The sequence below is a fragment of the Rhodococcus sp. IEGM 1372 genome (assembly GCF_030056835.1).
GTDB lineage: Bacteria > Actinomycetota > Actinomycetes > Mycobacteriales > Mycobacteriaceae > Rhodococcoides.
This window is the reverse complement of sequence record NZ_JASHKS010000018.1, coordinates 39,416-51,007: the sequence shown is the minus strand read 5'-3', so window position 1 is coordinate 51,007 and position 11,592 is coordinate 39,416. Positions and strand designations below refer to the sequence as shown.

Here is an 11,592-nt window from a genome sequence, read left to right as displayed (position 1 = left end):
GTCGGTATGCCAGCACCGTCTCCGCTTCCCCTCGATCCCATTGCAGAGGCACACCGCCAGTGGACCAAACACGGATGGTCCGACGCCGCCGACGGTATGGCCGCAGTGACCTCGTTGATGCGCGCGCAGCAGATCATGCTCGCCCGAGTCGAGGAAGCGTTGAAGCCGACGGGACTGACCTTTTCGCGATACGAGCTGCTGACGTTGTTGACCTTCACCAAGAACGGGGCTCTGCCGATGGCGAAGGCGAGCGCACGTCTGCAGGTGCATCCCACGAGCGTGACCAACGCTGTCGATCGTCTCGAGTCCGTGGGATACGTTCGACGCATCCCACATCCGAGCGATCGGCGCACCACACTGGTCGAAATCACCGAGCAGGGACGCACATTGGCAGTCGAGGCCACCGAGCGGTTGAACTCACTGGTATTCGCACGCCCCGGTCTGGCACGGGACAAATTACTGGCGCTCGTTCGGATCTTGGCGGAACTCCGTTCGGATGCAGGCGATTTCGACAGTGACGAGATCACTACATCGTTCTGAGTTCGATCGTGACTCGTCACAAGACAATGGCACACCCGTACCGTTCGTGGTGCAATTGCTCCAGGAACAGGTCGGAGCCGATCTGCTGAAGGGCGGGGCGGGGTGCTGGTTTTGGGGGTCGGGGCGGGTGCGCACGGCGCACGCGCAATTCTGACGTATCTGGACAGCCCCCACCGCACACCCATCGTGTCCAGGACGGTGCGCCGAGCCCCGGGTCAGTCGCTGTCCACCACGATCGCCACCGGCGTCGACGCCATCCACTCCATCGCCGCGACGATGTCGCTCCCGGTTCAGTTCTCCGCCATCGCCTATCGGGTTGCCACCGATCCCGGTTCGGTCGCCACCAGCGGTACGGCCCGCACGGCCTCGCTCGTTCCGGAAACCGCTGCGCAGGTGCGCTATCTGCGTTTCATCGGGCTGGTGCCCAATCACGGCGTCACCGTGTTGTGCGATATCGGAAGCACCGGAACCACTGTCACCGTCATCGACCTGGCGTCCACTCGCACGCTCATGACGCGGCGAACGGCCACGTTCTGCGGCGACGATCTCGATCACTCGGTTCGGCGGCTACTTTCGTCCAACGGTGTTCGTATCGGAATCGACGCCAGCCGGTCCATCAAGGAGCAGCTGAGCGTCGACTCCGTCGTCAGCACCACCGATCCATCCGGTGCCGCGCGGCATGTGCTGACCCGACGTGACTTCGACGATCTGATCGCCGGACCGGTGCGGTACGCGGGCATGTTGGTGGAGCAGACCATCGAATTGTCCGGTGCCAGACCGCAGTCCATCGTCGTGGTGGGCGGCGGCGCGAACATCACCTCGATCGCGCGGTCTCTCGAGCTGCGAACCGGCCTGACGACGCTGGTGCCGTCGATGCCGGAGTTGGTCTCGGCACGCGGGGCCGCCCTCCTGTCCCCCGACAGGTAGGGTCGCCGGCCCTACCGGTGCTGGAAGTTCGGCGTTCTCTTCTCGATGAAGGCCGACATGCCTTCCTTCTGGTCCTCGGTGGCGAAGGTCGAGTGAAACACGCGCCGCTCGAACAGAACACCCTCGCGAAGGCTCGACTCGAACGATCGGTTCACTGCTTCCTTGGCCATCATGGCGACCGGGAGCGACATCTCGGCGATGGTGGTGGCGGTCGCGATGGCGTCGTCGAGGAGATCCGCGACCGGCACGATGCGCGAGACCAGCCCTGCTCGCTCGGCTTCCTCGACCTTCATGTTGCGACCGGTCAAGCACATCTCCATGGCCTTGGCCTTGCCCACTGCACGCGTCAGGCGCTGCGACCCGCCGATTCCTGGAATGACGCCCAGCTTGATCTCGGGTTGCCCGAATACCGCGGTGTCCGAGGCGATCAGAACGTCGCACAGCATGGCGAGTTCGCATCCACCGCCGAGTGCGTAACCGGACACCGCCGCGATCAACGGCGTTCGAGCCGATGCCAGTCGGTCCCAGGCGGCGAAGAAGTCGTCGAGATACACGTCCATGTAGGACTTGGGCTGCATCTCCTTGATGTCGGCCCCGGCCGCGAAGGCCCGTTCGGAACCGGTGATGAGAATTGCACCGATGTCGGAGTCCGCGTCGAGTTCATCGACCACCGAGACGACCTCGCGCATCAACTGGGAATTGAGTGCGTTCAACGCCTTGGGACGGTTGAGCGCGATGATGCCGACGCGTCCCCGACGTTCGAGCAGAATGGTCTCGTAGTCACTCACAGGTCTGCTCCGTTCGAGCGCTCGCGGATGTCGTTGATGATGCCGGAGAAGTCGACATCGGTGCCGCCCCCGGTTGTTTCCTTGAAGCGAGCGTACAACTCGGCCGCCCGTAGGCCCAGAACACCCTCGACACCGTTGTCGCGCAGTGCATTGGCGGCCAGGCCCAGATCCTTGTCCATGAGCGCCGCGGCGAAGCCGGGCTTGTACTCGTTGTTGGCGGGGCTCGTCGGTACGGGACCGGGCACCGGGCAATTGGTCGTCAGCGCCCAGCATTGACCGGATGCAGTCGAGGCCACGTCGAACAACGCCTGGTTGCTCAGGCCGAGTTTCTCTCCCAACACGAACGCCTCGCTGATGGCGATCATGGACACTCCGAGAATCATGTTGTTGCAGATCTTGGCGGCCTGGCCGTTGCCCGCTGCGCCGCAGTGCACCACCTTGCGACCCATCACGTCGAGAACTGCTGCCGCAGAGGCGAAGTCCTCTTCGGATCCGCCCACCATGAATGTCAACGTTCCCGCGGCCGCTCCCCCGACACCACCGGAGACCGGTGCGTCCAGACTGCGGTGGCCTGCCTCGTGCACCAGCTTGTGCGCGGTGTGCGCGTCGGCGACGTCGATGGTCGAGGAGTCGATGAACAACGTGCCCGGCGCGGCGGCAGGCAGCAGGTCCGCGTACAACCCGAGTACCAGTGTGCCGTTGGGCAGCATCGTGATGACGATGTCGGCATCGGTGACGGCGGCCACGGCCGATTCGACCACGGTGACGCCGTCCTTCGTGGCCTGCTCGAGCGCGGCGGGCACCAGATCGAAGCCTTGCACCGTGTAGCCGGCCGCAGCCAGATTGGCGGCCATCGGTCCACCCATGTGGCCGAGGCCGATGAAGCCGATCGTCTTCTCGCTCATGACTGCTCACCTTCTGTGTGTGCGTTCGACAGGCCCAGTTCCGCGTCCCCGAGAGGTGCGAAGTACCGGTCGACGTCCTCGGGCGTGACGTCGGCCGACGTACGCGGTTGCCATTGCGGGTTGCGGTCCTTCTCGACCACCTGTGCTCGAATTCCTTCGACGAGGTCGTGACTGCTCAGGGATGCGACCGACACGCGGTACTCCTCGTCGAGCACTGCCTCCAGCGTCGGCAGCGTGGCTGCCCGGCGCAGCGACCTCAGCGTCACGGCCAGCGACACAGGCGATTTGGACGCGATGTCCTCCGCGGACTTCTGCGCCTCCGGCACCGTGCTGGCTGCCAGGGCGTCGACGATGCCCTGGACGTCGTCGCCGGCGTAGCACTCGTCGATCCATCCCTGCTGACCGGCAATCGTGGACTCCGGTGCCGGCTCGCTGAACGTCGCGACGGCCTCTCCGACGCTGACCGTCTCGAGTGCCGAGTAGAAGTCTTCCAGCTTGTCGGACGGGATGTAGTGATCGGCGAAGCCGACTGCGATGGCGTCGCCGGCATTCATCCGCGCCGTGGTGAGCGCGAAGTGGGTGCCGATCTCGCCCGGAGCACGCGAAAGTAGGTACGTACCACCCACATCCGGAACGAAACCGATTCCGACCTCGGGCATCGCGATCTTCGATCGCTCGGTGACGATGCGAGTGTTGGCATGTGCCGACAGCCCGACGCCTCCGCCCATGACGATGCCGTCCATGATGGCGACGAACGGCTTGGGGAATCGAGCGATCGCGGCGTTGAGGATGTACTCCTCGCGCCAGAAATCCTTGCTGCCGCTGCCACCGTCCTTGGCGTCGTGGTAGATGGAGACGATGTCTCCGCCTGCGCACAGTCCTCGCTCACCGGCTCCGGTCAGAAGGACGACATCGACAGCGTCGTCGGTTGCCCACTGCGCCAACGCCGGCGCGATCTCACGCACCATCGCATGATCGAGCGCATTGATCGCTTTGGGGCGGTTCAGGGTGATCCGACCGATTCCGCCGGAGACCTCGAGGATGACGTCGCTCATGCGGCACCCACGATCGAACGCGCCACAACCACTCGCATGATCTCGTTGGTCCCTTCCAGAATCTGGTGCACTCGAAGGTCACGAACGATCTTCTCGACGCCGTACTCGCTGAGGTAGCCGTACCCACCCAGCAGCTGCAACGCGCCGTTGGCGACCTCGAAACCGGTGTCGGTTCCGAAACGCTTCGCCATCGCGCACATCTCGACCTTGTCCGCAGCGTCGTTCTGCAACGCGTCCGCGGCCCGCCACAGCAGCGTGCGGGCGGCTTCGAGTTCGGTCTTGAAATCGGCCAGTCGGAACTGGAGCGCCTGTGCATCGAGCAACCGTGCCCCGAACGCCTTGCGCTCGGCGAGGTACGCAACGGCCTTGTCGAGGGCGGACTGCGCTCCGCCGATCGAGCACGCGGCGATGTTGATGCGTCCGCCGTTGAGTCCGTTCATGGCGATACGGAACCCGTCGCCCTCGTTGCCGAGCAGATTCTCGGCCGGAATGCGGACTCCTTCGAGAACGACCTGCCGGGTGGGTTGAGCGTTCCACCCCATCTTCTTCTCGTTGGCTCCGAAGGAGAGGCCCGCCGAGTCCTTCGGCACGATGAACGCGGAGATGCCACGGGGGCCCGGTGCACCGGTGCGCGCCATGACGACGTACACCTCGGAAGTGCCTGCGCCGGAGATGAATTGCTTGACGCCGTCCAACACGTATTCGTCACCGTCGCGCACCGCCTTGGTGCCGAGCATCGCGGCATCCGATCCCGCGCCTGGCTCGGTGAGGCAGTAGCTGCCCAACTGATCCATCGTGCACAGGCCCGGCAGCCAACGCTGCCTCTGCTCGTCGGTTCCGTAGGTGTCGATCATCCAGGCGACCATGTTGTGAATGGAGATGTATGCCGCGATGGACGGGTCACCGGTGGCCAGCTGCTCGAAGATCCGCACCGAATCGACTCTGGTCAGACCCGATCCGCCCACGTCCTCGCGAATGTAGATGCCGCCCATTCCCAGTCCCGCTGCCTTGCGCAGCACGTCCACGGGGAAATGCTTGCTCTGGTCCCATTCGATCGCGTTCGGAGCCAGAAACTCGTCGGCGAATTCACGAGCGGTGTCGTTGATCGCCCGCTCGTCCTCGTTCAATGTGAACATCGCCGAATCAGTCCATGTTCGGAATGACGAAGTGATTCTGTGCCGCAGCCTCTTTGGTGCCCGACGGCCAGCGCTGGGTGACGGTCTTGGTCTTGGTGTAGAAGCGGATCGAATCGGGTCCGTGCTGGTTCAGATCACCGAATCCCGAACGCTTCCAACCGCCGAACGTGTGGTACGCGATCGGTACCGGAATCGGCACGTTGACCCCGACCATGCCCACCTGGACGCGGGAGCAGAAATCGCGAGCAGTGTCGCCGTCACGGGTGAAGATGGACACGCCGTTGCCGTATTCGTGCTCGGTGGGCAGGCGCAGCGCATCCTCGTAGTCCTTCGCACGAACGACGATCAGGACGGGTCCGAAGATCTCTTCCTTGTAGATCCGCATGTCGGTCGTCACTTTGTCGAACAGTGTTGCGCCCGCGAAGAATCCACCCTCGTGGCCTTCGAGGCTGAAACCGCGCCCGTCGACGACCAACTCGGCACCCTCGTCGACACCGATCTGGGTGTAATCGTTGACCCGCTTCAACGCATCGCTACCCACGAGCGGGCCGAAATCCGCGTCCTCGTCGTCGGAGCGACCGATCTTCAGCTTCGCAACCCGCTCGGTGAGCTTGGCGACGAGCGCATCCGCGGTCTCTTCACCCACCGGAACCGCGACGGAAATGGCCATGCAACGCTCGCCCGCGGAACCGTAGGCGGCACCGAGAAGGGCGTCGGCGACCTCGTCGAGATCGGCGTCGGGCATCACCAGGGCGTGGTTCTTGGCTCCACCGAAGCACTGTGCACGCTTGCCGTGCTTCGCTGCGGTCTCGTAGATGTACTGCGCGATGGGAGTCGAGCCGACGAAGCCGATCGCCTTGACCCGGTCGTCGGTGAGCAGTACGTCGACGGCGGTCTTGTCACCGTTGACGACGTTGAACACACCCGGCGGGAGTCCTGCTTCGAGGAAGAGCTCGGCGAGCTTGAGCGGGACGGACGGGTCACGCTCGGAGGGCTTCAGGATGAATGCGTTTCCGCAGGCGATGGCCGGGCCGGCCTTCCACAGGGGAATCATCGCGGGGAAGTTGAACGGGGTGATTCCGGCTACGACGCCGAGCGGCTGACGCATCGAGTACACGTCGATCCCACCGCCTGCACCCTCGGTGTACTCACCCTTGAGCAGATGCGGGACGCCGACGGCGAACTCCACGACCTCGACGCCGCGTTGAATGTCGCCCTTGGCGTCGGCAATCGTCTTGCCGTGCTCGGAGGACAGCAGGCGGGCCAGTTCCTCGGTGTCGCGAGTGACGAGCGCCAGGAACTTCATCAGGACTCGCGCTCGGCGCTGCGGGTTCCACTTGGCCCATTCACGTTGGGCCTGTTCGGCATCGGCGATGACGGCCTCGACCTCGGATACGTCGGCCAGCGGCACACGGGCCTGAACCTCGCCGGTGTTGGGGTCGAACACGTCCCCGAAGTTTCCGGAGGTGCCGGCGACATGCTTGCCGCCGATGAAGTGCGTGAGTTCGCGAGCCATGGAGTTTGTCCGTCCTCGAGCGTGGAAAGTGAAGTACGCCCATCCTATAGTCGGATGTCCACGTAAGTCCAGAAGTCGTCACATTCGGTCGTAGAACTGCCTCAGATCGGCACCGGCGCGACTGACCTCGGCCTCGGAGGAGCCGTCGGCGCGGAAGATTCGACGCAGGATCAACGGATCGAGATCGTCCAACGCGGGAGCGAACGACACCTGAGGAAGTTCGGGGAACGACGCGCGATCGCCGAACCAGTCATCGGGGTCGAACTCGTCGTCCCCGTCGCCGACGCCCTCGATCAGTTGATCGAGATCGACTCCACGCAGCGTCAGGATGGTGGCGGCGGATGCGTCGATGTGCTCGGCGGCGATGTACATCAGAGCCGCCGCGTGTTTGCAGGGCCACCCGTCGTCGGGGCACGTGCAGTCGAAATCGAGCTGCCCCTTGTCGTGCGGCAGCAACACCGACGCCAGCGCCTGCGGGATCGCGTTGGAGGCCAACTCGGCCAGCATCCCAGGATTCGATCGCACCCGATCGACGAGCGCGGCAACCTCACCCTTCGTCAGTGGATCCACGGTGACCGAGGCCGAGAACGGCTCGAGCTGACTGCCCTGCACCTCGCCGTATATCTGCCCGCGCTCGACCCCGAGAGTGAGCACCTGCCCCTGGCGCGCATACGTTCTACCCCGAGCGATCCGGCCCGGATCCGCGAGGTCTTCCATGGCCGCCACGAAATGCCTGCCCCACCACGTCTGCCCGAAGGCGCCGCGCTTGTTTCTGGACTCGATGCCGCCCTTGGCTTTTCGACGCTTGCCGTACTGCGAGAAGTCGACCATCACTCCCCCACCGCATCCTCACTGAGGCGGAACAGCTCCTGCAGCTCCGCGGTGTCCATCTCGGTCACCCAGTTCTCGCCGGTGCCGACCGCCAGATTCGCCAGGTCCTGCTTGGAGACCAGCATCGAGTCGATCCGTTCCTCCACGGTGCCCACGCACAGCAGTTTGCGCACCTCGACGTTCTTACGCTGCCCGATGCGGAAGGCCCGGTCCGTCGCTTGATTCTCCACCGCCGGATTCCACCAACGATCGAGATGAACAACATGGTTGGCGGCCGTGAGGTTCAACCCGGTGCCGCCGGCCTTGAGCGAGAGCATCATGATCGGCGGACCGTCGTCGCTCTGGAACTTCTCCACCATCTCGTCGCGCTTGGCCTTGCTCACCCCGCCGTGGAGGAACGGCACCTCGGTGCCGAACCGTTCGGCGAAGTAGGGTGCCACGAGCTCACCGAACTCCCGAAACTGTGTGAACAACAACGCTTTCTCGTTGTCGCCGAGAATCGAGTCGAGCATGTCCTCGACCAAGCCGATCTTGCCGGAACGATGCTGCCCCCTCTTGAGCACCGGCGAGCCGTCGGACAGGAAATGGGCAGGGTGATTGCACACCTGTTTGAGGCGAGTCAGCGCGGACAGCACCGCGCCCTTGCGCTTCATGCCCTTCGCGTCGGCGATCTGCGCCATCATCTCGTCGACGACCGCCTTGTACAGCGCAGCCTGCTCGGCCGTGAGGTTGGCGCGCACGGTCATCTCGTTCTTCTCGGGCAGATCCGAGATGACCGTCGGATCGGTCTTGACACGGCGCAGAATGAACGGCGACGTGATGGCGCGCAGACGGGAAACCGCGTTCTCGTCGTTCTCGCGCTCGATCGGAACCGAGAATCGCTTGCGGAAATCCGACGGCCTACCGAGCATGCCCGGATTGGCGAAGTCGAGAATGGACCTCAGCTCGTCGAGACGATTCTCGACCGGCGTTCCGGTGAGCGCCAGCTTGTGATCCGCGGGGATCGCGAGCGCCGCCTTGGCCTGCACGGTGCCCGAGTTCTTGATGTGTTGCGCCTCGTCGAGGACCACACGACGCCACGTCTGCTCCGCCAGCTGCGCGCGATCCTTGGCCATCAGCGCGTACGTGGTGACGATCAGATCGTGCTCGGCGATCGCCCGATCGAGCTCCTCGTCGCGTAGTCGCGTCGGACCGTGGTGTACCAGAACCCGCAGTGCCGGAGTGAATTTCGCCGCCTCACGCTGCCAGTTTCCGACCACCGACATCGGTGCCACCAGCAGCGTCGGCGTCGAACTCTTCTCGTGCGCGAGCAGCGTGAGCACCTGCAGAGTCTTGCCCAGTCCCATGTCGTCGGCGAGCACGGCACCGAGACCGAGCCGGCTCATGAACGCGAGCCAGTCGAGTCCGCGTTGCTGGTAGGGCCGCAGAGTCGCGTTCACACCGTCGGGCACCGGGATGGTTTCCGGAACCGCCCCGGGTTCGAGCAACGTTGCCGCCCAGCCGGTGGCGCGGATGTCCTGGACCGGAGCAGGTGGCGGATCGGCCAACGTCATCTCGCGCATCAGCGTGCTGAGCGCAGTCCCGTCACCGTGATGCTCGGCGACGTACTTGGCGGCTCGCGCGAGCTGACCGCCGTCCGCGAGCACCCACTGACCGCGGAGCCGCACGAGATCGCCCTTCGAGACGGCGAGCCTGTTCATCTCCGCCTCGGTGAGCACCATGTCGCCGAGTTGGAGTTGCCAGTCGTAGGACACCAGTTCGTCCATGCCGACCGCCCGATCGGCTGCCGCTTTCGTCACCGCCGGTGAATCGACGCGCAATCTCATCGACGGATCGAGCCTCGTCCACGCCCGGGGAAGCAGAACCGTGGTTCCGGTGGCCTGCAGTGCCGTCGCACCGTGTTCGACGAGATCGATGACCACCGACGTCGGAAGCAACAGATCCAGGGTGCCTTCCTGCGACGGCAGATCGCGCAGTCTCGGGTACGCCGCCACGGCCTCACCGAGCTTGCGGACAGCGATGGAGAGCAGCGTGGCATCGACCTTGCGGCTCATCGGAACCGGTCGCGGCGCTTCGCCGTCCGCGCGCAGACACACCTGCAGCGTCCAGTACGAGTCCACCGCTTCCTCGGAGGAACTGTCGACGGCGTCGTCGTCATCGGGTTCGAGCAGCCGGAGCACCAGTGAGGGTTCGTCGACGGTGAGGCTTCCGCGCCACTTCTCGAGCAACGTCGACATCTGTTGAGTGCCATCGGCATACGGGTCGTCGCGAACCAGAGCCGACAACAGTGGATGCTCCGAGTCGGGTCTACCCAGAACCGATCTGACGATCGGATCGGTGAGCTCCTCCACCATGTCGTCGAGGATCTTCTTGGGCCGCTCACCTGCGCGCTGCACCGACGGCATTGCGACGGCGAGTTCGCTGAGCCAGGCACGTTGACGTTCGCCCCCGACCAGACGCCACCGTGGCCACCACTGCCCGTCCATCAACTTCAGGGCCGGAACGACGCGACCGCCGCGGACCCAACGTTCGATTCCGCGGGCGACATGCGCCAGGTAGCGGAGGTCACCGGAGATCGCCGCGTGGTCCGGCGGCGTCCGCAACAGCAGATCGGCGCCGTCGTGCGGAGCCAGTGCGATGGCCGGAACCTGTACCGGGGCCTGCGCGGTGGCAGTGCGCCCGGGTGCCGGAAACCACACCGCAGCACGGTGCCGAAACGTTCTGGTGAGCACGTGCGCGTGGGTCGGCGGCAAGTCGGGCTCGTCGCCAGTGGTGATCTCGTCGTCCCACAGCATCAGCCCAGCACCGGGAGACCAGAGACCGTGCAGCATCGGTCCATCCAATCAGCAAGCACCGACAGACTTCAGGTGAGGCGCTTCGAGTGAGTCGCTGAGTGAGGCACAGTATGTACATGATCGCGTACGGCTTCAGTGAATACGGCGGGCCCGACACCGAATACCTTCTGGACCTACCCGTCGCCGAGCCGGGACCTGGCCAGATTCTCGTCGCGGTCCACGCCGCCGGCGTCAATCCCGCGGATTGGAAGGTGCGGGCGGGCAATCGCAAGGACACCGTGCCGATCACCCTGCCTGCGGTTCTCGGCCGGGAAGTATCGGGCACGGTCGTGTCGGCCGGTGCCGGTGTGGCCGACTTCTCGGTGGGCGACCACGTGTTCGGAGCCACCGCGTCGGGATACGGAGGCTATGCGCAGTACACCGTGCTCAACGCGTCGAGCACAGCCCACAAGCCCGAATCCGTGTCCTGGGCGGCCGCAGCCACTCTGCCGGTGGCCGCCGGGACCGCATACGACGCGCTGGCGCGGCTCGCCGTGGGCGCGGGTGATTCCATCCTGGTGCTCGGCGCGGGCGGCGGCGTCGGTTCGACCGTTCTGCAACTCGCGCGAGCCGACGGTATCGACGTTCTCGCAGTCGCTAGTGCTGGCAAGCTGGAGTGGATCGAGAGCCTCGGGGCCGAATTTCTCGCATCCGAACCCGGTTTCGTCGACTCGTTGTCGCGACCGGTGAACGGCGTCGTCGATCTCGTCGGGGGCGAGAGCTTGCGCGCCGCGGCGACCGCTGTGACGGCGGGGATACCGATCGTCAGCGTTGCCGACCCGGTGCTCGCGGCGCAGTGGGGTGGTTCCGGTGTCGATCGCAATCGCACCACCGCGGCATTCGCGCGGCTGGCGGACCTGACCGCGTCGGGCATCATTCGTCCGCGTATCGGCCATGTGTTCCCGCTCGAGCGTGCGGGTGAGGCTCTCGCTTTGGTAGAGGACGGGCACGTGCTCGGCAAGGTCGTGGTCGAGGTTCGCTGATGCCGGGTTGGCGTGAGCGGAGAACTGTCGGTGTCTTCCGGCACACTGCTGACGCAAGGAACGACAACCGAGGACCG

10 protein-coding genes are annotated in these 11,592 nt (G+C 65.0%); 3 read left to right on the top strand and 7 right to left on the bottom strand.

Annotated elements, in window-relative coordinates:
• The first annotated feature begins 6 nt into the window (after positions 1–6).
• Together QM590_RS15715 and QM590_RS15710 are read left to right on the top strand one after the other, a co-directional pair.
• On the top strand, positions 7–540 hold the full coding sequence (locus tag QM590_RS15715; protein WP_269595637.1) for a MarR family winged helix-turn-helix transcriptional regulator: 534 nt from the start codon (positions 7–9) through the stop codon (positions 538–540).
• A gap of 102 nt (positions 541–642) precedes the next feature.
• Positions 643–1,467 carry a DUF7159 family protein gene (locus QM590_RS15710; RefSeq protein WP_068048313.1) on the top strand — a complete coding sequence of 275 codons (825 nt, stop codon included), beginning with the start codon at positions 643–645 and terminating at the stop codon, positions 1,465–1,467.
• Between the two features lie 11 nt (positions 1,468–1,478).
• On the opposite strand, the gene QM590_RS15705 is transcribed toward QM590_RS15710, so the two are convergent.
• From QM590_RS15705 to QM590_RS15675, 7 genes are all read right to left on the bottom strand, one after another.
• Entirely contained in the window at positions 1,479–2,255 is a 777-nt protein-coding gene (locus QM590_RS15705) for an enoyl-CoA hydratase (RefSeq protein WP_269595636.1), read from the bottom strand.
• Positions 2,252–3,160: a 3-hydroxyisobutyrate dehydrogenase gene (gene mmsB / locus QM590_RS15700; RefSeq protein ID WP_094638583.1), complete on the bottom strand. Its 909-nt coding sequence runs from the start codon at positions 3,158–3,160 to the stop codon at positions 2,252–2,254. The genes QM590_RS15705 and mmsB overlap by 4 nt, the downstream gene beginning before the upstream one ends.
• Positions 3,157–4,215, bottom strand: coding sequence for an enoyl-CoA hydratase/isomerase family protein (locus tag QM590_RS15695; protein WP_269595635.1), 1,059 nt, complete (start codon positions 4,213–4,215; stop codon positions 3,157–3,159). The genes mmsB and QM590_RS15695 overlap by 4 nt, the downstream gene beginning before the upstream one ends.
• Positions 4,212–5,351 carry an isobutyryl-CoA dehydrogenase gene (locus QM590_RS15690; protein WP_269595634.1) on the bottom strand — a complete coding sequence of 380 codons (1,140 nt, stop codon included), beginning with the start codon at positions 5,349–5,351 and terminating at the stop codon, positions 4,212–4,214. The genes QM590_RS15695 and QM590_RS15690 overlap by 4 nt, the downstream gene beginning before the upstream one ends.
• Before the next feature lie 7 nt (positions 5,352–5,358).
• Positions 5,359–6,867 carry a CoA-acylating methylmalonate-semialdehyde dehydrogenase gene (locus QM590_RS15685; protein ID WP_269595633.1) on the bottom strand — a complete coding sequence of 503 codons (1,509 nt, stop codon included), beginning with the start codon at positions 6,865–6,867 and terminating at the stop codon, positions 5,359–5,361.
• Between the two features lie 78 nt (positions 6,868–6,945).
• Positions 6,946–7,698: an SWIM zinc finger family protein gene (locus QM590_RS15680; protein ID WP_269595632.1), complete on the bottom strand. Its 753-nt coding sequence runs from the start codon at positions 7,696–7,698 to the stop codon at positions 6,946–6,948.
• A complete protein-coding gene (locus QM590_RS15675; protein WP_269595630.1) occupies positions 7,698–10,529 on the bottom strand; it encodes a DEAD/DEAH box helicase in 2,832 nt (943 codons plus the stop codon). The genes QM590_RS15680 and QM590_RS15675 overlap by 1 nt, the downstream gene beginning before the upstream one ends.
• An 80-nt stretch (positions 10,530–10,609) precedes the next feature.
• On the opposite strand from QM590_RS15675, the gene QM590_RS15670 reads away from it, so the two are divergent.
• A complete protein-coding gene (locus QM590_RS15670; protein WP_269595629.1) occupies positions 10,610–11,515 on the top strand; it encodes an NADP-dependent oxidoreductase in 906 nt (301 codons plus the stop codon).
• Positions 11,516–11,592: the final 77 nt, after the last annotated feature.

Excerpts from the sequence above, each read along its gene's own strand:
- QM590_RS15715 (WP_269595637.1), top strand. The coding sequence starts at position 7 with ATGCCAGCACCGTCTCCGCTTCCCCTCGATCCCATTGCAGAGGCACAC.
- mmsB (WP_094638583.1), bottom strand. The coding sequence starts at position 3,160 with ATGAGCGAGAAGACGATCGGCTTCATCGGCCTCGGCCACATGGGTGGA.
- QM590_RS15695 (WP_269595635.1), bottom strand. The coding sequence starts at position 4,215 with ATGAGCGACGTCATCCTCGAGGTCTCCGGCGGAATCGGTCGGATCACC.
- QM590_RS15690 (WP_269595634.1), bottom strand. The coding sequence starts at position 5,351 with ATGTTCACATTGAACGAGGACGAGCGGGCGATCAACGACACCGCTCGT.
- QM590_RS15685 (WP_269595633.1), bottom strand. The coding sequence starts at position 6,867 with ATGGCTCGCGAACTCACGCACTTCATCGGCGGCAAGCATGTCGCCGGC.
- QM590_RS15680 (WP_269595632.1), bottom strand. The coding sequence starts at position 7,698 with ATGGTCGACTTCTCGCAGTACGGCAAGCGTCGAAAAGCCAAGGGCGGC.
- QM590_RS15675 (WP_269595630.1), bottom strand. The coding sequence starts at position 10,529 with ATGCTGCACGGTCTCTGGTCTCCCGGTGCTGGGCTGATGCTGTGGGAC.
- QM590_RS15670 (WP_269595629.1), top strand. The coding sequence starts at position 10,610 with ATGATCGCGTACGGCTTCAGTGAATACGGCGGGCCCGACACCGAATAC.